Annotated in this window: 11 protein-coding genes; 9 read left to right on the top strand and 2 right to left on the bottom strand. The window is 47.0% G+C overall.

The window, feature by feature from the left end; genetic code table 11:
* Positions 1 to 756 (top strand): sulfite exporter TauE/SafE family protein, encoded by a 756-nt coding sequence (locus DB398_RS15300; RefSeq protein ID WP_108425323.1) that lies wholly within the window; start codon positions 1 to 3, stop codon positions 754 to 756.
* Between the two features lie 31 nt (positions 757 to 787).
* On the opposite strand, the gene DB398_RS15295 is transcribed toward DB398_RS15300, so the two are convergent.
* On the bottom strand, positions 788 to 1,135 hold the full coding sequence (locus DB398_RS15295; protein ID WP_108425322.1) for a winged helix-turn-helix domain-containing protein: 348 nt from the start codon (positions 1,133 to 1,135) through the stop codon (positions 788 to 790).
* Between the two features lie 190 nt (positions 1,136 to 1,325).
* On the opposite strand from DB398_RS15295, the gene DB398_RS15290 reads away from it, so the two are divergent.
* From DB398_RS15290 to DB398_RS15255, 8 genes are all read left to right on the top strand, one after another.
* Complete coding sequence (locus DB398_RS15290; protein ID WP_108425321.1) at positions 1,326 to 2,606, top strand: NAD(P)/FAD-dependent oxidoreductase; 1,281 nt, start codon at positions 1,326 to 1,328, stop codon at positions 2,604 to 2,606.
* Between the two features lie 107 nt (positions 2,607 to 2,713).
* Positions 2,714 to 6,715 (top strand): response regulator, encoded by a 4,002-nt coding sequence (locus DB398_RS15285; RefSeq protein WP_108425320.1) that lies wholly within the window; start codon positions 2,714 to 2,716, stop codon positions 6,713 to 6,715.
* A 79-nt stretch (positions 6,716 to 6,794) separates the two neighbouring features.
* Positions 6,795 to 7,526, top strand: a complete 732-nt coding sequence (locus DB398_RS15280; RefSeq protein WP_159076470.1) for an Hpt domain-containing protein — start codon at positions 6,795 to 6,797, stop codon at positions 7,524 to 7,526.
* Complete coding sequence (locus tag DB398_RS15275) at positions 7,501 to 7,869, top strand: response regulator transcription factor (protein WP_108425318.1); 369 nt, start codon at positions 7,501 to 7,503, stop codon at positions 7,867 to 7,869. The genes DB398_RS15280 and DB398_RS15275 overlap by 26 nt, the downstream gene beginning before the upstream one ends.
* Positions 7,870 to 8,886 (top strand): HEAT repeat domain-containing protein, encoded by a 1,017-nt coding sequence (locus DB398_RS15270; RefSeq protein WP_108425317.1) that lies wholly within the window; start codon positions 7,870 to 7,872, stop codon positions 8,884 to 8,886.
* Between the two features lie 13 nt (positions 8,887 to 8,899).
* A complete protein-coding gene (locus DB398_RS15265; protein WP_108425365.1) occupies positions 8,900 to 10,336 on the top strand; it encodes a glycosyltransferase family 2 protein in 1,437 nt (478 codons plus the stop codon).
* Positions 10,337 to 10,385: 49 nt separating this feature from the next.
* A complete protein-coding gene (locus tag DB398_RS15260) occupies positions 10,386 to 11,621 on the top strand; it encodes a YaiO family outer membrane beta-barrel protein (RefSeq protein ID WP_159076469.1) in 1,236 nt (411 codons plus the stop codon).
* 227 nt (positions 11,622 to 11,848) lie between these two features.
* Complete coding sequence (locus tag DB398_RS15255) at positions 11,849 to 13,150, top strand: PQQ-dependent sugar dehydrogenase (protein ID WP_234416342.1); 1,302 nt, start codon at positions 11,849 to 11,851, stop codon at positions 13,148 to 13,150.
* A 103-nt stretch (positions 13,151 to 13,253) separates the two neighbouring features.
* On the opposite strand, the gene DB398_RS15250 is transcribed toward DB398_RS15255, so the two are convergent.
* Complete coding sequence (locus DB398_RS15250) at positions 13,254 to 24,011, bottom strand: T9SS type B sorting domain-containing protein (RefSeq protein WP_108425315.1); 10,758 nt, start codon at positions 24,009 to 24,011, stop codon at positions 13,254 to 13,256.
* Between the last annotated feature and the right edge of the window lie 107 nt (positions 24,012 to 24,118).

Below are 24,118 nucleotides of genomic sequence, written 5' to 3'. Positions count from 1 at the left end.
ATGAATGTGGAATATTTACCTTTAGTTTTCTTTTTGATTGCCTTGTTCTATAGCTCGGTAGGTTTTGGGGGCGGCTCCAGTTACTTGGCCATTTTGAGCCTTTTCCTGACCGATTTTTACGAGATACGTTCCACGGCCCTTATCTTGAATATCTGTGTGGTGACCATAGGAACCTTGGTGTTCATTCGAAATAGGGTCTTTGATATGAGGTTGTTCTGGCCTTTTTTGGTGATGAGCATTCCCTTCGCCTATCTGGGGGCCCAAGTGCGATTGTCCCAAAAGGCATTTTTTTTGGTCTTGGGTAGTGCCCTGATATTGGCCGGTATTTTCATGCTGCTCCGATTCTTGAAGAAGACCTTGGAATCCAAGGAATTTTCCAATTCGAAGAAGCTTGTTCTGGGAGGAAGCATTGGCCTTCTTTCCGGTGTATCGGGTATTGGTGGAGGAATTTTCCTTTCCCCGGTACTTAACCTATTGAAATGGGCCAATCCAAGAATTGTGGCCTCCTTGGCTTCCGTTTTCATTTTGGTGAACTCCATTTCAGGACTTATAGGTCTTAATATGGCAGGCACTTTTAAACTGAACAATGAATTGATGCTGCAGCTTGTCGTGGCAGTTGTGGGAGGAGGGGGGCTGGGCTCTTACCTGTCCAACAAGAAGTTCAATTTGAAATTTTTGGGCGTGCTTACCAGTATTTTGGTTCTTTACGTGGGCCTACGCCTCATACTGCTGCATGGGTTTGGCGTGAAAATCTAAAATTGGCTCATTGGCCAAAAAATCAATCCGATCATATCAATTTGAGAAGTTCGGCTTGGTGTTCCTCAATGGTGGCCTCCACATGATGAATGAGCGTTTCGAAAGCAGTAAGGACCTTTTTGCCGTTTACGGTCAGTTCAGCACCTCCACCAGTGGTTCCGCCTTTGTGCAGCGTAACATAGGGTTGTTGTCCACGTTCGTTGAGATCATCGATCATGGCCCACGCTTTTTTGTAGGACATGCCCATTTCCTTGGCGGCTTTTGCAATAGACCCGTTTTTTTCGATCAGGGCCAAAAGTTGTACCCTCCCTGGTCCAAAGAATTTTTTTCCATCAATATCTATCCAACACCTGTTACGTAGCTGTTTCGTTTTTTTCATTGCTTAACCTTTTGATTTATTGGTAAATGGAGGTTTGGTGTCTCTGAATACTGATTTGCATCTAAGATATGGATTAATCTCCTTGTTCCATGGTGGCGCTCCTTTGATGTTACTGATGCTATTTAATTTATTAAACCAGTTTAAGCATAAAGGGATATTATACCCGTATTTTTGAAGTAAAGATTTTTTGATGGAAAATAAGCAGAAAGTAGTTGTTGTGGGAGGAGGGTTCGCCGGACTTGAACTGATCAAGGGACTGGGGGACTCCAGAAAATATGAGGTCACGTTGGTGGATGTGAACAACTATAATTTTTTTCCGCCATTGATCTATCAGGTGTCCACTGGTTTTATGGAACCGTCCGCCATCAGCTATCCGTTCAGGCGGATACTCAGAAAAAGCCCCAGCGTCCGGTTCAGGTTAGGAAGTTTGGAGAAAGTGGTGCCTTCGGAAAACAAGATTGTCTTGAACAACGGGGAACTTCCGTATGATATCTTGGTGATGGCCACTGGGGCGGAAAGCAATTTCTTTGGCAATAAAAATGTCGAGAAGTACAGCCTACCCATGAAGACCATCAGTGATGCCCTTTCGTTGCGCAACACCATTCTAACAAGATTGGACCGAGCCACCCGTTTGACCAATGGGGAAGACCGCAGGCGCTTGCTGACCTTTGTCATTGCCGGTGCAGGCCCTACGGGTGTAGAACTGTCCGGGATTCTGGCAGAGATGAGCACTTCCATTTTGAAGAAAGACTACCCGGAATTGAGCCAAGAAGACCTTGGTGGGATTTATTTGATCGATGGCCAAGATGCCGTACTGGCGGCCATGTCGCCAAAGTCGCAGCAATATACCTTCAAAAAGCTCAGACAATACGGGGTGAAGATCAAGCTCAGCACCTTTGTTAAGGACTTTGATAATGAAAAAGTCTATTTATCGGATGGCACGGAAATCCAGACCAAAAACCTGATTTGGGCCGCAGGGGTTTCCGCCAAGACCTTTGATGGGTTTCACAAGGATAGTTTCGGAAAGGGCAGTCGGTTGAAGACCAACGCCTATAACTTGGTGGAAGGTTACGATAATATCTATGCCCTAGGGGACTGTGCATTGGTTTCTGGTGATGCGGGCTTCCCACAAGGACATCCCCAATTGGCACAGCCAGCTTTGCAGCAGGCCAAGAATTTGGCCAAGAACTTGGAAGGGAAAGGAGGAAAGTGGACTCCATTCACGTATATGGACAAAGGGTCTTTGGCCATTATCGGAAGAAATAAGGCCGTACTGGACTTTCCGGGCCAAAAGAGTTCCATCAAGGGGTTTTTGGCATGGCTCATCTGGATTTTTGTGCATATTATGGGATTGGTCAACTTCAAGAACAGGATACGGGCATTTTTCAACTGGATAGGCTACTACATCTATCGAGATCAGTATTTTAGAATGATCATCAAACCCAAGGAACGGGAAAATAGCAATACTTAAGTATTGGCCATCGGAGAAACAAAATTGTTAATATATCTTATTTGTTTTGTTTTAGGGATTCTAAATAATAATTTGTAGGTAAAACGTTACATATATAAAATCCCCAGATGCTCAAAAGAACCATACTAATCATAGCTGCTTTCATCAATGTGGTGTCCATTTTGGCCATATTGGGTTGGATGCTGCGAATAGAGTCGTTGACCCAAGTGGTGGCAGGCCTGCCGACCATGAAGTTCAACACGGCTTTTTGTTTTATCCTTTTGGGAGCCACCATAATACTCATAGTAAAGCACTATAACCTCGCGGTGGCCCATGTGGTCAATGGTATTTTGTTGGTGATTGGTTTGGTCACATTTAGCCAGGATATTTTGGGGGTCAATTTTGGGTTGGACCAATTTTTTGTCCAGGATCATTTGAGTATTCTTTCCGGAAGTCTCAACCCCGGTAGGATGTCATTGGCCACTTCGCTATCGTTCTCATTGTTGAGCATCGCCTTGATACTGATTATGTTGGGCAAGCCCAAATTGTTGAGATTGGCGGCATACATGTCCCAATCGGTTGCCTTTTTTGCGTTTTTGGCCATGACCGCTTTTTTCTTTCAGATCCCTACCGAAGAGAAATTCACGTTCATATCCTCCATGGCCATCCATACGGCCATTGGGTTTCTATTGGCCAGTACCGCCATTTCACTGATGATCCCAAAGTACGGGATCATGGAACTTTTTATAGGCAGGAATATTGGGAACCACTTGATGAGGAGACTGTTTTTTCAGTTGTCGATCATCTCATTTCTAATGGCCTTTGTTGTGTTCCAAATTTCCAAAGGAGGCTATTTTAGCTCAGGGTTTTCCATGGCCATATTGGCGGTCGGCTTCATTTCGGCCATCCTGTTGATCCTGGCGATAGTTGTTCCCTCCATCAACACCTTGGAGCAGGACAGAAGAATGGCGGAACGGGAACTCCTTGCCACAAGTACCTATTTGAATGCCACCCCAGACCCCATTGTCATCATCGATGCATCCGGGAAAATATTGTTGTCCAACATATTGATGAGCAAGGTTTTTGGTTACCAGACGCAATACTTAAGGGGCAAAAATATCAATGACCTCATTTCTGGGGATTTTGTTGAAATACACGAAAAGCATATCATCGAGTTCAAAGAAGCACATCCCTATGATGAATGGGACTTGGAAATGGACTTGGAGTTGGACCTGGAAAAGGAGAGACCGGATGCCAATATCACTTCGATTATAGAAACAGATTTCCTTAGGGCCAATGGTAAAAAGGTGCCAGTGGAAATGACACTCAATTCCATCGCGACCCAAAAAGGACATAACACCATTGTGGCCTTTAGGGACATTTCCCGAAGGATAGATGCCGAGAAAAACTTTAAAACGGCCAATGAAAAGGTATTGGCTGCCTTGGACGCTTCCATTATCGGGATATGGGACTATGATGTGAAGGATGGTTCCATAGTCTGGGACGATACCATGTACAGCATCTATGGACTGAACAAGGAACAGGAAAGCATCAAGTTTTCCCTATGGACCAAATATGTCCACCAGGACGATATAGGCTGGGTGGTAGAACTGTTGCAGGCTTCCGTAGCCCATAAAATCCCCTTTGAAGGTGATTTTAGGATTGTATGGCCAAATGGTTCCATCCGATATATTCGCGGTAAAGGTTCCGTGCATTTGAATGACGAAGGGGAAGTGGTGCGCATGTTGGGTACCAATTGGGACATCACCGAACAGAAAAATTACCAATTGGCCCTTGAGGCAAGCACTGAACAGAACAAGTTGTTCATTGACGAGGCACCCACGGCCATTGCCATGTTCGATACCAATATGGTGTACATGGCAGCATCCAAAAAATGGCTCGAAGACTACCATATCACGGATAGCGTTATCGGTAAATCTCATTATGAGGTCTTTCCTGAAATTGGCGACGATTGGAAAAAAATCCACCAAGAATGCCTCAATGGTGGGGTCAATATCTGTGATGAAGCCGTATTTGACAGAGCGGACGGGTCTAGGCAATGGATAACCTGGGAGGTGAAACCCTGGTACAAACATGCAGACCAAGTGGGCGGCCTGCTCATGTTCACGGCCAACATTACCCAGTTCAAAGAAAATATCATGGAGCGCCTTCGCTTACAGGATATGCTGGATCGCTCCAACGAAATTGCAAAGATCGGAAGTTGGGAATACGATATCAAACGCGATGTCATGGCCTGTAGCACAATCACAAAAGCCATTTATGAGGTCCCCGAAGATCGCGAACCCAGTATGGAAGGCATGCTGTCCTTCTATCAAAAAGAAGACTCCGACAGGCTATGGAAGGCCATCAACGATTCCTTGAAGAAATCGCAGCCTTTTGATATGGAATTGAAGTTGACCACGGCACTATCCAACGAAAAATGGGTGAGGATCATTGGTCGTACCAAAGGGGCCAAGACCGATGGCAAAGTCTATGGGATATTCCAGGACATTACCAGAATGAAGAAGATCGAGTCCTCCTTGATCAAAGAGAAACAGAAGGCTGAGGCAGCAAGTAGGTCAAAATCGGAATTTTTGGCCAACATGAGCCACGAAATACGAACGCCTTTGAACGGGGTCATCGGATTTACGGACCTATTGATGAGGACGGAACTCTCCGATAGCCAACGGGAATACATGCACACCGTCTATAATTCGGCAAACCATCTCCTGGACATCATAAACGATGTTCTTGATTTCTCCAAGATCGAAGCAGGAAAACTGGAACTGAGCATTGAAAAGGTAGATCTGCTCGAAATCTGTGACCAAACCATGGATATCGTAAAGCACCAAGCGCATGCCAAGGGGCTGGAAATCCTATTGGATGTATCCCCGGAGATAGATCGCTATGTGTATACCGATCCGGTCCGATTGAGGCAGATCCTCACCAATTTGTTGGGGAATGCCGTTAAGTTCACCAAGGAGGGGGAAGTGGAACTCAAGGTCCGATATGCACCTGAACAATTTCAAGAAGGAAAAAAGAAGAAATTTCTCTTCTCCATTAGGGATACGGGTATTGGTATTGCCGAACACAATCTGGACAAAATATTCAAGGCCTTTGATCAGGAAGATGCCTCCACGACCCGAAAATTTGGGGGTACAGGACTGGGGTTGACCATCAGCAACCGTTTGCTCAATTTTATGGGAAGCGGATTGGAAGTGGAAAGTAAGCTCCAGCAGGGGAGTACCTTTTCCTTTGCTGTGGAACTGGAGACAGAAGAGGACCCCATTCTGACGGAGGAACCGACCCGATTGATGGTAAAAAGCGTACTGGTGGTCGATGATAATGAGAACAACAGGGTCATTCTAAGGGATATGTTGAAACTATCCCAGATAGAGTCAACATTGGCCGTACATGGTATTGAAGCATTGGAAATATTGGAGAAGGGTGCCAAGTTTGATTTGATGGTCCTGGATTTTAATATGCCCTACCTCAATGGGGTGGAAGTGATACAGCACGTTCGGGAAAAGTTTGGGATGACCATGGACGAGCTTCCCATTATGCTATTGCACAGTTCCATTGAAGATGAATCCATAAAAATGGCCTGTGAAAAATATGGGGTGCGGTTCAACCTATCCAAACCCATCATGTTGAGAGATCTACAGTCCACCTTGCTGAAGGTGGGAAGCCCAATTGGAAATGGGACCAAAGTGAGCGGAACGGTAGAGGAACCCGAAGACAAAAAACTGGAACAGACCGAACCTACAATACTCGTTGCAGAGGATAATCCGGTCAACCGTTTTCTGGCTCGGACATTGCTTCAAAAAATAGTTCCCAAGTCCAAGATCGTGGAAGCGCATGATGGTGCCGAAGCCGTGGAACAGTTCCGGCAGAACAGTTTCGATGTCATATTCATGGACATTCAAATGCCCATTATGAGCGGATTCGATGCCACCAGCAAGATCAGGGAACTGGAGAAGGAAAACGCCCATGTGCCCATTGTCGCACTCACGGCCAGGGGCATAAAAGGGGAAAGGGAAAAATGCCTGGAACAGGGAATGGACGACTATGTGACTAAGCCCGTGGTGTATGAAACGCTGAAAGGCGTATTGGAAAAACTACTGCTGTAGAAAAATAGTACAAATTGTAGGACTTTCATACAATTAATTGCTCCAAATGCTGTTTAAAGTAGGTAAACCGACTTTAACGATGGACGCTCAAAATAAGGTTTTGTTCGTTGGCCTGGATAAGGCACTTTTGGAGACATTTGCCAACCATGAAATCACCCATGATTGTCATGTGGAGTATTGTTCTGATAGCTTTTCCGCTCTTCAGCGGTTAAAGGCTTCCTCTTACAATCTGGTAGTGATGGAGGAGAACATAGCTCCTTTGGATCCCTTCAAGCTGATGGATTATGTATTCCATGAACTGCAAAAGGTATATCCCATGGTCATTGTGGGAAATGGGAGCCATGAAGAGGGCACTTACGAAAACTATACCAGGGTGAACCACCCTATCGATGGGGCAAAATTGGACCAACTTTCATTGTCCTTGCACCATGCCAACGATACTGTAGAGGAGAAGTTGTTCTCTCTGGATTATTTGAACGAGCTGTCCAACAATGACCAGGATTTTTTGGAAGAAACCATCCAATTGTTTCGGGATACCCTGGCCGTTAAGATGAATGAGTTGGATAAGGCCATTTTGATGTCGGATTTTGAGGAGGTGCGGCAGATTGCACACAATGTAAAGCCATCGTTTGCCATGCTTGGGAATGAGAAGGGAAAATCCGTTTGCCAAACCATTTGCTATGAAGCCAAGGATGCCGACATCCCTGAATTGTCGCAAGTGGTAAAAAATGAGTATAAATTGATAATCAAAGAGATAGAGAAACAGTTCCCCAAATTGAAACACTATGAAAAAGAAGATTTTGATCATTGAGGACAACCCAATGGTAGTAAAATCACTGGAATTTAAACTGACAAAAGATGGCTATGATGTGGTTGTGGCCGAAGATGGCAGAAAAGCCCTGGATATCCTAAAGGAGGACAAGTCCATCCGATTGGTGATCACGGATTTGATGTTGCCCTTCATAACCGGCACCGAGTTGATAGAACACATCCGGAACCATATCCCCGATATGCCCATAATTGTATTGTCCACCTCCAACCAGGAAGAGGTCATCACGGATGCCTTCATGATGGGTGTCAACGATTTTATCACAAAACCGTTCAGTCCCAATGAATTGTCTTTGCGCGTAAAACGAACCATAGAAAGTTATTGATTGTCTTTTATTGATAACATAGTACAGGATTGGCCTTGGCCCTTGAAGGTAAATGCATTCTTTGCCATCCTGTTTTTTTTTCTGGTGGCCATCACCATACTATCGTTGGTCTTTCTTCGGGTATATAAGAACAGAAGGGAACGGAACAAGCGACACTATTGGGACCAAATAGATACATTTCTGAACAATGGTCTATTTGACGATACTTTTGATCTGGCCAAGGAGACGCAGCGTTTCAAGGCTTCCCATCTGGTCACTCCATTGCAAAAAAAAGTGGCCATCCGGGAAATTTTGGTCTATAACGAGAACCTCAAAGGCGAATCCTCCGAAATCCTTAAAAACCTGTTCCACGATCTGGGTCTTGATGAATTCACGATCAGTTCACTGACCGATGGAAAGTGGTATGACAAGGCAAAGGCCATTTATGTGTTGTCCGAACTACAGGTCAAAAAAGCCAAGACGGTGGCCCTTTACCTGAACGATAAGCATGAAACGGTTCGTGCCCAGGCCATTTATTATTATATAAAAACAGCCGATAAAAATCCGCTGGGATTCTTTGGCAAACTAAAGAAAGAACTCACCCTTTGGGAATTGATCCAGTTGGAAGATTGTTTGAAGTTTGTGTACCAAGGACCGGTCCCCGATTTTTCCAAATGGCTGGACCATCAGTTGAACACCGTATTGGTCTTTTCCATTCGTATGATCCAACAGTTTGATCAATATGAGCATATGGAACGGTTGGTCCCTTTTCTGGACCATCAGGATGAGCGGGTCAGGGCCGAGGCCATCAAGTCACTCCGAAAACTCCATTTTGAGGGATTGTTGGATGTGGTGGTCCCAAGGTTTTTGACCGAAAGTCGCTTGGTAAAAAAGGAAATCATCAAAACAGTGGAAACCCATGGCGACCTGGAATTGCTACGTGGACTCAGGCCAGCTTTGTCCATAAAGGAAGAATGGCAAACCAACCTCATGTACCTAAGGGCCGAAAAAAGGATGCAACCCACTCTAGAATCCTGATCCCATGGAAACCGTGTCCCTGAACCATATCACAGAAATTATAAGCTGGCTGTTCCTGGCCTATGGGGCCATTGTGTGCGCCGGATATATTTTTTCGGCGGTGGTCTCGTTCTTGGAAATCAGGGAATATAAACGTAGCAACGGTTTAAGGGATGAGATTTCCCTTTTGCAGTCCACCAGCCTGCCCTCCATATCCATATTGGCGCCCGCTTATAACGAAGAGGCCAACATTGTGGAAAACGTCAGGTCGCTGCTCACCGTGAACTATCCGTCTTGCGAGATCGTGGTCATCAATGATGGCAGTAAGGACGGTACCATCACGAAACTGATAGAAAGCTTTCATTTGGTGGAGGACGATTCCGTTTATGCGGACATCTTGCCCTCCAAACCCATCAGAAAAGTATATCGTTCCACCTACAAGTCTTTCAAGAACCTACGAGTGGTGGACAAGGAGAACGGTGGCAAGGCAGACGCCCTCAATGTGGGGATCAATGTTTCCAAGCATGATATCGTGTGCTGCATCGATGTGGATTGTGTGCTGGAAAGCGATGCCCTGCTGAAATTGATCAAACCTTTTTTGAACAATGAGAAAAAGGTCATTGCCTCAGGGGGCATCATTAGGATTGCCAATTCGTGTACCATTGAGGACGGAAAGATCATCGAGGTAAAGTTGCCCGAGAAATTTATTGTCCGGGCACAGATCATCGAATATTTCAGGGCCTTTCTGATGGGAAGGATGGCCTGGTCACGGGTTGATGGTCTGCTGTTGATATCCGGTGCCTTTGGGATGTTCGATAAGGAAACCGTGATAGAGGCAGGAGGGTACAACACCAAAACGGTGGGGGAGGATATGGAACTCTTGGTGCGTATGAGGCGACTCATGCGAAGAAAAAAAGTGGACTACGCGGTTGGCTTTATCCCGGACCCGCTCTGCTGGACGGAGGTTCCTCCCAATTGGACCATTTTGCACAGGCAACGCAACAGATGGACACGTGGTACCGCCGAAACCCTTTGGATGCATAGGGGAATGATCGCCAACCCGAAATATGGAGTGTTGGGTATGTTGAGCACTCCATATTGGTTGTTTTTTGAGTGGTTGGCCCCTATCATTGAGTTCCTTGGTATACTTTTCTTCATACTGTTGATGGTCCTGGGGCAGGTCAACTGGATCTTTGTACTCGGGTTTTCCCTGGTGGCCTACACTTTTGCCGTACTCTATTCGGTAACGGCACTTTTCTTCGAGGAATATTCCTTCCAACAATATAAAAAGACAAAATACACCTACAAGCTGGTCCTGACCGCATTGCTGGAGCCCATTTTTTACCATCCTTTTATTCTTTGGTCCGCCCTGAAGGGAAATATTGACCTGATGCGGGGAAAAAATAATTGGGGGACCATGAGCAGGACAGGATTGGGCAAGGTCGGTGATAAAGTAGTGGTCAAACAATAGCGGTATGATGAATGGAACAAGTTTATTTTTTGTGAAGATGGGTCATCTCATGAAAAAACAGTTGTGGTTGTATGGGTTACTGTTCATGCATTTATGCGCATGGTCCCAAGAAAATCAGCCAGCGGAAGAACTGTATTCAAGGGCCAGGGCAGAGGCGTTTGATCACAAGGCCTATAAAAAGGCCATTGAACTGATGGTATTGGCGAACCAAAAAGCACCGGAGAATGTGGATTACCAGATTTTTTTGGGCAGGCTCTACACATGGGACCAGCAAACCGAAAAAGCAAGGACCATCCTGAAGACCACTTTTGGGGACAACCCCACCTATGACGATGCCGCGTTGGCCTACGGGAGTTTGGTATTTTGGGACAAAAAGCCTTCGAAGGCCCTTGAAATAGTGGACAAGGGACTTGAAACGAATGTGGATTCCGAGAGTTTATGGGTCCTTAAGGCCAAGATATTGATGGAGTTGAAGGAGAACCAAAGAGCCAGTGCAACCTTGACCGATGCCTTAAAGCACCATCCAAAATCCACGGTGGTGCGGTCCTTGCTCCAAAATATGGGGACGGGAACCTATCGCAATGAAGTGGGTGTGGACTACAGTTTTGTCCATTTCAAGGAACAGTTCAATGAACCATGGCATATTGCAAGTCTAAACTACCAACACCAGACGAATATTGGTCCGCTGATCGGAAGGCTCAGCTATGGCAATCGCTTCGGGATGGGGAGCAGCCAATTTGAATTGGATTTCTACCCCCGATTGTCCAATACCTTTTACGCCTACATGAATGCCGGAATTTCAAACGATAAGGGCGTGTTTCCAGAATACAGGGCTGGTTTTTCGCTTTATGCCAACCTCCCTGCCGCATTTGAGTTGGATGCAGGCTTGAGGTACCTTCAATTCACCGATGATAGCTGGATCTATACCTTTGGATTGGGGAAATACTACAAAAATTATTGGTTCAATGCCAGGGCCTATATCACCCCATCGGATAATGGAGTGGCCGATTCGTATGCCTTGGAAGCACGTTACTATTTTGGTGGCCCCGATGATCATGTGCTCCTCAGGGCAGGTACCGGGTTTTCTCCGGACAATTCCGCGAACAATGTACTCTACGAGAGCACTTCAAGGCTCAGGTCCAATAACATTACCGCAGGTTTTCGGAAACTTCTCGGAAAATCGAATGTGGTGTATTCCGAACTGACCTATGGTCGCATCGAGTTCACTTCAGATTCCAAGGATGATCAATACACCATCAAGGTAGGGTACATCAAAAGGTTTTAGAAAAATTGGAATATTTGACAAAAACATGAACCAATTTTTGGCATCATATTCACCTTAGGTAGCTAATCCAGAGCAAAACCTACAAAAACGGTCCAAACCTCCCTTAAAAGGGTATTCACTTTCTTTTTGATACTTATGGTGTGAAAGTGAGACAGATTCCTATTAAAAAAAGTTAAATGATTGCTGTGGTCAATAAGTGTTTGGTAACTTACTGAAAACAGCAGTCTATGAAATTTTCAGTGAAGCATATCGTATTGATAGGCCTTTGTCTTGCGTTGGTGACCATGATATATTCTTGTGGGTCGGACAATGGAGCCCCGGTCCCAGAGGCAGAGGACCCCAATCCCAACGAACCTGAAGACCCTAACGATGACGACCCAGGAGAACCGGAAGATCAGCTGGACCCGGTGGAAACCAATGATCCCAATACAGATTACTCCCCCGCATTTGAAGGACAGACCAGGATCAATGGCGTTACTACGGAGACCACATATACGGTCACTGTTTTTGCCTCGGGACTGTCCAACCCCTGGGGGATGGCCCACTTGCCGGATGGCCGTATTCTGGTGACAGAAAAGGCAGGTACCATGCGGATGGTGTCGACTTCGGGAACTGTGGGTGCACCCATTACTGGAATCCTAGCGGTCAACAGTTCGGGACAAGGTGGTCTTTTGGACGTTGCAGTGGACCCAAATTTTCAGGAAAACAGAATGGTTTACTGGTCTTTTTCACAAAATGGGGCAGGAGGCACGGCAACTGCAGTAGCCAAAGGAAGGTTATCGGATAGTGAGGACACCATTGAGGATGCCGAAGTGATCTATACCGCCATCCCCGAGTTTGAAAGTACGGCCCATTATGGATCTCGGTTGGCTTGGGATGGAGATGGAAACTTGTTCGTCAGTACGGGTGATAGGTCAAGTACGGTCACCCGGGGGGAAGCACAGGAACTGGATGCCGCTTTGGGAAAGGTACTCCGAATAACCACAAATGGTACACCCGTAAGTGGAAATCCCTTCATTGACGAAGACGGTGTCCTGCCCGAAATCTACTCCTACGGACATCGAAATGTCCAGGGATTGGCAGTGCATCCGGTCACTGGGGAGCTTTGGGAATCCGAGTTGGGACCCAGAGGAGGCGACGAGGTCAACCTGATTGAGGCAGGGGCCGACTACGGCTGGCCCACCATTTCCTATGGGTTGGAATACAGTGGTTCGGCCATCGGTTCGGGCATCACACAACAAAATGGTATGGAACAGCCCATCTACTACTGGGATCCTGTGGTGTCGCCAAGCGGTATGGATTTTTACTCGGGAAACTCGATTCCTGAATGGACCAACAATTTATTTTTGGGCGCTTTGAGCGGGCAACACATTGTGCGTTTGGTGATCGAAGACGATAGGGTGGTAGGCGAGGAACGCTTGATGGAAGGTGAGGGCCATCGTTTCCGGGATATATTGGACGGGGCCGATGGGGCACTTTATGCCCTGACCGATGGCGGTGGTGCGGTGATCTATCGTATCGGCCTTTAAGATTTTTACGGGGAAATAGTTGGTTGGATTCCCAATGGACAAAAAAATAAAAGGGCCGCATCAGTGTTGATGCGGCCCTTTTTTGGTTGGATATTTCAGTGGGTTATCTGTATAGGGTAAAATGACCTATGAATTCCCTGGTGTCCATATCTCCATTGAGTTTGATGATGTACCAATAATCTCCCATCGGAAGGTTGGCATCGTTATAATATCCGTCCCATCCTTCGGTATCATGGACCATTCTGTACAGTTTTCGTCCATATCTGTCAAAAATGGAAATGGTGATGTTCGGGAAGATTTCAATGTTCTTTGGTTTCCATCGATCGTTCATCCCGTCACCATCAGGGGTGAAGAAGTTCGGGATTTCAATGTCGATGAACTCCACGTAGATCTCTTGGGTCACACTACATCCGTTTTCATCGGTCACGGTCACGCTGTAAGTATCGGTCCGTGTGATCAAGAACGTATGATCACTGGACGTAATGGCATCGTTCGCATTGATTTGGAAGGTATAGTTTGGATTGCCTCCCAGCGCCTCGGCCGAGATCTCATTGATGTTTTCATTGCTCAGTTCCAAGGTAAGCGGTTCGTAATTTTCAACAGTAAAGTCGAACGTACGGATACATCCATTGGAGTGTGCAACGGTCAAGGTGTGATCTCCAGGGGCCAAATTGTTGAAGTCTGGATCCAAGACCAAATCGTTCGGGTCACTGGAATCCAAGCCATACATCAATTCTTGGACTACGGATGCATCCTCCATCTGGATGGCCAGATAGTTGGTGGGCAAATTGCCGTCACATTCATAGACGACATCCACGGTACCCGCCAAGTTGACCCCCGATTCGATGGTGAACACTTCGTAGATGGTACAGCCGTTGGCATCCCTGATAAAGGCCACGTGTGTGCCGCTTGGTAGATTGCCATAGCTCATGACGCCTTCGGTAAAATCTGCATCTGCATTGGAATTCAAGCTGGTGCTATACGGGGCGGTGCCTCCCTGGACATCCAGATATACTACTCCGTCCTCGCTACCAAAACAGACTTCATCTTCGGTGGTCACGGTTGCTGTCAAGGCCTGTGGTTCGGCCAAGGTAAATTCAAGTACCTCAAAGCAACCATTGGCATCCTGTACGATCACCGTGTAATCCCCTGCGGCCAAGTCCGTGAAACTTCCGTTGTCATCAAACTGGTTCAGGTTGGGTGAAATGGCGTATTGGTAGTCGGCTGTCCCTCCTGTTACAGTGAGGGTTATGGTTCCGTCATCAGCCCCCATACAGCTTACATTTGTGGCGTCCGAAGTGATCATAAGAGGGTCTGGCTCTACGACATCAATGGCGGTGGACACCCATTCACAATCCACACTGGTCACTCCAACATAGTAGGTGCCTTGTGGTAGTCCTCCGAAGAAGCCATTGGTATTTGTTGGAGCTGCAGAAGAGCTTAGCGCCGCATCGTAGTAAAGCCCATATACATAGCTGCCCAAGCCACCTGTGGCCCTGGCGGAAATGTATGCCGTACTGTCCCCGTTGCAATTAATGAACCTTCCACTTTGGTCTATTTCCACGCTCAAAGGAGCAACTTCATGGACGGTGATGGCATTGGAAAGGACAGGTTCACATCCATTGGCATCCATAATATAATACTGATAACCTGTGGTGCTGGGCGACACGTCGAAAATATGGGTGTCATCACCGTCCAGGTTGGTATAGGGCCCTGCCTCGGAAGTGCTCCATTGGTATATATTTCCAGGTAACGGCGTTCCTCCTGTCACGGTAAGGGTCAATTGGGCAGGCGTGTCACAGGTCAGTGCACGTGAAAGCACCAAGGTTCCCCTCACTGGCTCAGGGTCTTCTATCACCACGTCACCAGTGGTGAAGGTACAGCCTCCCCCATCCAAAATGGTGATGGAGTAGGTCCCTGCGCCCAAGTTGTTGAAGGTATTCGAAGTCTGTGTGACCGAAGTTGAGGTGATGGTTCCGTTTTCAATACGGTTCAAGCTGTACAGCACCGTAGCCACACCTCCAGAGGTCAATGTCGCGCTGATACTACCGTCCGTATCCCCGATACAATCCAAGGTCTGCGTGGCCGGAGTTATATCCGCCATCAATGGATCTACGGTCTGAATGGTTCCGCTCAATGTGGTGTTGTCACAACCCACGGCATCGGTCACCTCAATGGCATAGGTGCCATCTTCCAAATTGGTAAACACATAACTATACACTCCGGTCTGGGACAATCCCAAAGAAGGGATGGAAATGGTATAAGGTGCCACTCCACCTGTAGGGGCCACAGAAAGTCTTCCCTGATCATTGGAACAGGAGGCATTTCCTATCTCAGTGATATAGGCATCCAAAGTGGCTTCCGCTCCTCCAACGGTGACCATGGTCTCATTGGTACATTCCGGAAAATCCAATTGGGTCACCACGATGCGATAGCTGCCTTTTGGTAGGTCGATGTTACCGCTTGTGGTACCCGTGCCACTTCCGCCAGGACCGAACACTACATCATCACTAGTATTGGAAAGGGTTCCATTGGTGTTGTATACTGTAAAGGTAAACCCACCGGAATAGCCGCCGGTCAGTTCAAAATGATATTGGGCGGAGTCCCCGGCACAGATTACGGGATAATCTTCGATCATATCTATACCAAATTGTGGAATTTCCTCCACTAAATGCGTCCTGACAATGGAACAGCCTGTCACCACATTGGTAATTCTGAACGAGTGCAGGCCAACTTGTAATCCACTGAACGTTCCAGTAGTATTGGTGGTTCCTGTGGACACTTCCTCAAAACTGTAGTCGTGTGGTCCTGCTGATGAATCGGTCAATGACCCTATCGCTGTGATGGTGACTGTTTCACCACCATTGGCACAAGAGATATCATCATCCACTAAAATAGTTGTGTTTAGAAGTTCATCAAAAGGATTTATCATGACCGTGGTGGTGCCGATACATCCCGAATTATCATAAACGTTGATGGTATAGGTTCCTCCCGAACGGTTGGACACGATCAATCGGTTGTTGTTCCCATCCTGTGCAACATTATTCGAAGGATCTACAAATTCATATCGAACGTAAGAGCCTGTTCCTCCAGAAATGGAAGAAGAGTTTACGGTGATGGAGGCATTGTCCGGATTGTTTCCAGCGGCACAGCCAAACTGAACCACATCCGCAGCAGGAATGGTCACGGCAATGGCTGTGGGCTCCCCAATAGGGATTATACCAGAGTCAAAGTGACAACTGTTGGTTCCGGTCGCCCTGACGATATAATCTCCAGGTGCCAATCCTTCAAACCTGCGCAAAGTTGCATTGTAGGTGTAATCGGCAGGATTTATAGGGTTCAAGGTCGCATCCAATAGTTCGTAGGACAAAGGCGTAATGCCATTGTCGGTCTGTATCATGGAGATGCTTCCGTCTGTGCCACCATTACAGCTCACATCTGTTGGGGTGGCTGTAAAGTTTGGTTCAATCGGATTAGGAACCGATATATTGAAAACTCGGGAACATACAGGCGAGGCTGTATTGTTATCGTAAATGGTGATGGTATAATTTTCTGCGGTTGTCGCCATGAATATAAATGGCACACTAGGCAGATTGGTTCTAGTTACCACTATTCCAAGTCCATTTTCTATTTCATAATCATAGTCTCCGGAACCATCCAGATCACTGATTGTAATTTCAGCGTCTGGGCTTCCAGAACAGTCGAGCAGTTTTGTCAGTTGCACTTTGGCCTTTAAGGATGGATGAACCGTTACAGATTGTGTGGAAGAACAGCCATTATTATCTATTATGGCAACTGTATATGTGCCTGGGGCAATTCCGTTGAACACACCTCCATTATTTACATAGGTGGTTCCACCATCTATGGAGTACATAATGTTGGGTGATGCGCTATTCACAGTAACCGTGGCCGGCATCGAGCAATTGTCCACGGATATACTGTCTATAACCGGATTTGGTGCTAGATCCAAGTACACGGTGCCCAAATCTACAGGGCAGTCACCAAATTGGTCATTGATTTCCACACTGTATGATCCGGCAGGCGAATTTGCAGGAATTTCAATAGGATTGTCCGATGTAGCAGTTATGGTTGTAAATGGCAGTGGTCCTGTGACTGTATAGGTGTAGATTCCACCACCGCCAGTTGGGTTTTGTACTTCAATCAGTCCCGGATTATTGCAGCTGATATCCTGTAGAACATTTAAGGTGCCATTGAGTGGTTCAAGTTCTGCCAAAATTGCATTTTCACTTCCGACAAGACAATTGTTTGGAGCTGCACCTTGGATTTCTACATAATATGTGCCAGGTGCAAGACCGGACAATGGAGCTGTAGGTACTGTGAAGGAATCTCCTGAAGTGAATCCACTGATTGTTCCTGAACTAACAGGCACAGTGGTATTGGAAATTTCGAAAAGTTCCCAATCAAATGTCCCACCCAATTGTCCAGGTGTATCTTCTGTGATGGTATACGTGATTTGTCCGTTGTCAAGACCACCACAAGAAGGTGTTACTTCGCTCGTGATAGACACTGGGGGAGGGGCAATATTATTTACATTAACGGTACTTTGCCTTGTACAACCATCTGTGCCGGAGTCATCCTTTACATAGAAGACATAGGTTCGTCCGGGTACCAGTCCCGTCCATGTATATTTTCCATGTCCTGCTGGAACCGAAAAACCTTCATTATCAATATTCTCACCTGGAATCCATGTGGCTGTTGTGGGGTCAAAATTTGCCGGGTCATCAGAATAGGCATATTCATAGGGGGCAAGACCCTCCTCACCTTGTACAGTTACCTGCAGTTCATTACAATCTACTATTATGGCAGAAATGGTAATGTCCAGATCGTCCAAAGGATAAGGCATAATGAACGAGGGCAAATCTTTTTCACAAATCACATTGTTTGACCCATCAACGGTACGAATGGATGGGTTTACCGTTGTTCCGGATGCAAAGGCTGCTCCCATAAAAGTGTCGCTCGTCTGCCACGTCAAACCTCCATCTCCACTAAATTCAAGAGTTCCATCAAGTGTCAAAGGATAATTATCAAACTCAAAGCCATAGAGGTTCGGGTCTGGATCACAATTAGAGGGCAAAATAGGTAAGGTGTCCGCAGTCAATTCATCAGGATTGTTTAGCGTCTGCGTATCGGTAATGGTACAACCCGTGGCATCAGTTATATTGATGGTGTAATTTCCAGGTGAAAGATTGTAATAGGTTCTGCTCGTCACCAACACATTGGTATCGGTACGATTTGAAGCTCCTCCATTATCCAGATCGATAATTTGAATGGTATAAGGGCTTATTCCAGAAGTGATGTTGATGAGCATACTGCCATTTCCATCATGACATTGGGGGTCGGATGGAGAAGCTGTCATGGTCAATGGTGTTGCTGGACTTATCGTTACCGTCTCCACATATTCACAATATGGACTATTGTTCGAATTGTCCCTTACATATACATCATAATCTCCTTCATCACCTGCAGCTACAGGAAAGGTATCTGTAGTTGAGAACAAAGCACTAGGATCATCTCCTGTCGGTACAAAAGCGTACTCCAAATTCGGTGATCCTCCTGTAGCGGTCACTTGTATGGATCCATCGGCACAACTGCTCACATCGGTTGCCGTAACATTTACCACCAATTGTGGTGTAATGGTCACTGGGGTGGCCACATCGGCGCATCCCAAAGCATCCCTTACATTTACCGTATAGGTGCCATTGGAAAGTCCAGCAAAGGTATAGGTATCGGAAGTGGCCGGACTTGGTGCCTGCCATGGACCGCCATCAATCTGGAAGAGGTATCCCCCGTTTCCTGAGGTCACCGTAAGTTGGATGGTCGCATTGTTTCCGCCATCGTAGCAAGTGGTGAAATCCACGTCATAGGCCAGTATGTCCGGTGCATCCAAGGTTATGGTTCCACTTCGTGCTTCACATCCGTTGATGTCCCGAGCGACGATCACATAATTTCCTGCCGCCAATCCACTGAAGGTATTGCCCGTAGCATTGGGGAAGGGGACCAGATTGTTGTTGGCATCGTCCTCCAAAGCATATTCATAAGTGGGTGTTCCCCCTGTGAAGGTAGCTTGAATGGAGCCCAAAGGGTCGTTACAGCTCGGATTTTGAAGAATGGTGGTGCTGTCTATGGAAAGAGCCGCTGGCTCATCGATATCTTGGTTCAGGGTGATGGAACAAGCAGTATCATCCGCTTTGCGAACGATCACACTTTGTGTGCCGGAAGCCAATGTTGTTGCCGTGGTCACCGGTGATGTTGTGGATGTGATCCAGTTGCTTCCCCCATCTATCGAGTATTCGAAGCCCATAGTGGCATCAAAGTTCTCCACTTCAAAAGTGATGGAACCATCGTTTGCTCCGTTACAGCTAATATTGGTATGTCCCAGAACATTGGCGCCAAAGGCATTGCCGGATTCGATCACCACGGGGATGTCCATGGTCCGTGGACACGTTTGCGGGATCTGTTCCACCAGAATATCGTCTATGGCCACATCGTTTCCACTGTTGCCACTTTTCTTGGAGATGAGCACAAAATCCAATTCTTCGTGGATTCCAGGGTTGATGAAGAATTCATATTCATCGTGCCAAGTCCCATCTTTGGGTATATCGCCTGTCTGTACTTCACCAATAACGGCGCCGGTGCCCGGTACCCGCATTTGAACAAAAATATCTGGGTCTAGTTGTCCCCCACTACCGAGCAAGTTGATGGCCGCAAAGGAAATCCGCATATCTTGATTGGGTATGATATCCCTAATGGCCTTCCTGTAAATGGTCTGGGTAGGTGTGGGTGTGCCCACGTTGATCACCAAATATCTACCATTGGGGTCAGGGACAGCATCTAAAATTGTGGTATGGTCTGTTGGTCTTATCCATCCACCAAAGGGGGACACGATATAACTGGTAATGGAATATTCAAAATCATTGATCTGGGTATTGCTGCCCACTTGATCCTCATAGGTATATCCAAAGACATACGGACTGTTCACAGTGGGGCCGCTCCCAAAATCCTCGTGCAAAAGAACGCTTGGAAGAGGTGGGTCATTCTCCGTATATTCCACGGTTATGGTATAGGTGCCGGGAGCAATACCTGAAAAAGTGCCGTCCGTGGAACTGGTACTGGGTGCCGTATTGATGGTATAGTGGTAATCGTATATGGTTTGATCTGCTGAAACGACCACATCTCCATTCCCGTCACAATCATAGGCTAGGTCCACATCAAAGTTTGGAACGGGTAGTGGTGGATCTATCGTGATCGGCAATGTGACCTGACATCCACGGGAATCCCTGGCAATAAGGATGTGGTTGCCAGGAGGCAATAGACTGGTCCTCACGGATGGGTCCATGGGATTGTCCGCGATGAAAGTGCTTCCTCCATCAAAACTGAACTCATAGGGTGCTGTTCCACCTTCCACGTTGGTAAACCGGGCTTCGGAATTTCCATTCACGTCACAGGTCCCGGTACTTGAGATGCCCGCATTGGCCTTGAAGGTCTCTGGGTCATTCAAGGTAAAGGTCGTTTGATCCTCACAGCCGTCTTGACTACGGACCTGTATGGTATAGGTTCCCGGCGACAGGTTCACAAAAGTGGGGTCCGTCTGTTGGGTGGCCCAATTGTCGATACTGAAGGCATAGGGTGTCTGTGCTCCCGATACGTTCATGGTGACCTGTCCTGTATTGGACCCTTCACACGTAATTTCAGAATCTATGGTCGGGGCCGCTAAGGCAAGACCTCCCAAATCATTTATCGTGATTTCATTGGAAAGTGAAGAACAGTTGTTGCTGTCCACGATCACAAATTGATACGTGCCGTTTTCTCCTGATGGGAAATTGAACACTCCAGGAGCAATGGTGTCCCGTTGGAACTCATTGATCGGAATATCCGTGATACTGCTGTATGGTGTAAACCCATCCTTTTTCCAAATGGCATAAGAATAGCTCGGCAACCCTTGCGAGGGGGTCAATGTAATGATCCCATCGGTACAGGTAATCTGTTTGGTGGTCGTTGCACTTACCACGGGATCGGGAATATCAATGATGGAGAAGGTCTCCGTTACTTGGCATCCATCATCTGTGGTGACCACAACTACATAATCCCCTTCGGTAAGGCCAGTAAAGGTATGGTCGCTACTGCTTTGTGCCAATGCCTCTCCGGCAGGGCTGCCCGGGGCCCCGGCACCGTTATCAAAATAGAGTCGGTAATGGTAATTGGCGCGGGCCTGGCCGGCCTGTATCCGCACACTTCCCTGACCGTTGCACGTCACAGGGACCGTGGAAAGGGTCAAGGTTAGGTTCCGTTCCCTTATCCCAATATCTTCGGTACTGAAAACACAGCTTCCATTCAAAGGATCTCCGGTCACGGGATCTAGTTGGGTGAAATCTACACGGTAGGTCCCGGAAGTACCAATGGTAAAGTTGGGGCCGTTGTTTGCAGCATAGGGAACCACAACAGAACCAGAGTTGGCGTCCACCAACTGGAAACCATACCCGGAACCAACGTTCTGTATGCGGATAAATCCATCGGTGGAACAGAAAATATCCTGACTGTCATAGTCAAAGTCCAGATTGTTCTGAAACACATCAAAATAAAAAATACTGTTACAACCACCGGAGTAGGAGAGGACCAATCGGTAACGTCCCTCCGCATTTGCGGTGAAGGCATTTCCAGTGGCCACTTGGCTCCATGTACAGCCCATTTGGTTGTTGGGACAGTCCGGTCCGGTCTCGGAACAACTACCCTCATTGAGCCTTTCCCAGGATATGCTCTGGGCGTCGGTAATGTTCAATAGGATGTTTTGGGTGTCATTGGCACCGCAAAGGAATATTTTGGGCAATGGCGACCCATCATTGGCACAGGTGACAATTTCACCTTGGATATCGTTGTTGGGGTCCACATCACCGTTCAGGGTATTGAAGTAATTGATGATGGGGTTGGTCTGGGTATTCCCAAATCGGGTCACTTCGGTCACCTCAATGTTGGTGCCGCAAGAAGCGGACTCTTTTACCACAAGATAAAACCCAGTTTCCTGTACGGTGATGGTAGTAGGATCGTTGTCAGGATCACTGTCGCTATAAACTGTATCGGAGGCATCCAATTGGCCATTTTCGTTGAGGTCCCTGTACCAAGTGTAAGTATCATATCCTTCACCAGCAGTTATCTCCGCACTGGCACCACAGATCTGTACCTCACTTTCAAAACTACAATTGGTAAGGTCGTCCAGAAGGAAGTTGGTGGCCCCAACGGTGACAAAGCCGCAACTGTTCACGTTGGAAACACTGGGGTCGTCCGAAATGGTCTGTCCGCTTGTCACACCATCGTAGGTAGAAAAAGCGGTATTGTGTATGGTCGAGCTACATGCGGCCACAAAATCGTGGCAATCATCGGAAACATCTACTCGAATCCGTATTTCATAGGTATTACTTCCTTGAGTGACCAAAGCATCGGGTATATGAAAGGTCACTTCTCTCGAATTGGTTGGGTTTACGGTCATGGTGGTGCCCGGTGCATCGGTCAGGTCGACGTTCTCCAAGGAAACATTATCTGGGAGAACGTCGAGAATCGTAAAGTTTTCGGCATCGTCATTTCCTCGGTTCCAAAACCGCAGTACGTACTCCAAAGATTGTCCCAAATTCACACCTGCCCCGGTGATATCATTGCCCGCCAAATCTTCCACCTTTTTCTCCACGAGAATCTCGGGGTTGATGATCTCCACGGCAACAGTGGTCAAAAATAAAATAACACCTTCACTGGAGGTGCTTATCAAAATTTCGCCACTATCATGGTCGTTGGGCAGTACGGAGTTCCCTATATTGGGAAGTTTCAAAATGTCTGCGTCCCATCCCAAGGTGTTATGGCTGGCTGGGGTTCTTGTATCGACCCAACTCCCTTGGTTACTGATGGTACTGTTAAAAACATTATTGCTTGGGTTGATGGCGTCGCTCAAATAGGTCCAACTGGCCAAATTCGAGGCACGGAACCTCATACTGGGACCGGTAATCCTATCCCCATCTATGGTACTTGCCCCAATCACCGCATTTACGGGTAGGGGAGCTGGCAATGTCCTAAATCCACTAAAAGGGAAGTTGACATTTGGGTATGTGCTTCCTATGGCCGCATAGCCATCAAAGGTGGAAATATATTTGCTTGTTGAGTTTTGGTTCTCGTAAATAACGACCATGGTCCAGCCCGCACTCACGTTTTGTTGGTTAGTGGAGGCCACCACGTTTGCCACGGTATATTCCCCGTTGGGATCGGCCAATCCGGAAAGCAGATGGGTCACGTTGGCATAGTTGAGGTAGGATGTCATGTTCTGTCCACTGAGGTAATCCACGTCCACCACGCCCGGGTCGGTAAACCCATCCCCGTCACGGTCACCATCCTTATCATAGATCTGTTCGTATTCAAACTGAGGGTCACTGCTTGGCCCAATATCGATATACGAAGCGCTACCGGGAATCTTGAACTTTACGGATTTGTATGGGGCGTTCCTATTGGTGTCCCTGTAGATTCCACCCCAATAAAGCCCGGCATAGACAACAGCCGAACACGAAGGTGCATTCAGCTCAGCACTACTGGAACTGAACGTGCCGGGATCACCATCAATATCAATATAGTTGATGGTGACATTTTGGTTACTGGCGGAGCCATTGTACGCAACATTGGGGTTAGCGCCGGTACTTACAATGTTGTTGGCCACATAGACCAAATCCCCCTTCACTCTCATGTTCCCTCCGGGTAGCCTGGGCTCAAAAGGTACAGAAAGCTGTGCATGGGCTGTGGTCACAAAAGCGGTGAACAACAAAAAGGCAAGAAGTATTTGGGAGGTCTTGGTTTGAGGTTTAAAAGACATTCTTAAATAGGGTTTGGTGTGGTGTAACAATGCGCTTTCAAAGCTATCGTAGGGGATTGGACCTCGAAATGTTATGTTGTGGACATGGCGGAATTTGTTGTAAACCT

Origin of the sequence: Flagellimonas amoyensis (assembly GCF_003058265.1) — a bacterium.
Lineage (GTDB): Bacteria > Bacteroidota > Bacteroidia > Flavobacteriales > Flavobacteriaceae > Flagellimonas > Flagellimonas amoyensis.
The sequence above is the reverse complement of the archived record's forward strand: the minus strand, read 5'-3'. Positions and strand labels throughout refer to the sequence as shown.

What these genes read in the sequence shown, in the direction of transcription:
- DB398_RS15300 (WP_108425323.1), top strand. Translation starts at nt 1, where the DNA reads ATGAATGTGGAATATTTACCTTTAGTTTTCTTTTTGATTGCCTTGTTC.
- DB398_RS15295 (WP_108425322.1), bottom strand. Translation starts at nt 1,135, where the DNA reads ATGAAAAAAACGAAACAGCTACGTAACAGGTGTTGGATAGATATTGAT.
- DB398_RS15290 (WP_108425321.1), top strand. Translation starts at nt 1,326, where the DNA reads ATGGAAAATAAGCAGAAAGTAGTTGTTGTGGGAGGAGGGTTCGCCGGA.
- DB398_RS15285 (WP_108425320.1), top strand. Translation starts at nt 2,714, where the DNA reads ATGCTCAAAAGAACCATACTAATCATAGCTGCTTTCATCAATGTGGTG.
- DB398_RS15280 (WP_159076470.1), top strand. Translation starts at nt 6,795, where the DNA reads ATGGACGCTCAAAATAAGGTTTTGTTCGTTGGCCTGGATAAGGCACTT.
- DB398_RS15275 (WP_108425318.1), top strand. Translation starts at nt 7,501, where the DNA reads ATGAAAAAGAAGATTTTGATCATTGAGGACAACCCAATGGTAGTAAAA.
- DB398_RS15260 (WP_159076469.1), top strand. Translation starts at nt 10,386, where the DNA reads ATGAAAAAACAGTTGTGGTTGTATGGGTTACTGTTCATGCATTTATGC.
- DB398_RS15255 (WP_234416342.1), top strand. Translation starts at nt 11,849, where the DNA reads ATGAAATTTTCAGTGAAGCATATCGTATTGATAGGCCTTTGTCTTGCG.
- DB398_RS15250 (WP_108425315.1), bottom strand. Translation starts at nt 24,011, where the DNA reads ATGTCTTTTAAACCTCAAACCAAGACCTCCCAAATACTTCTTGCCTTT.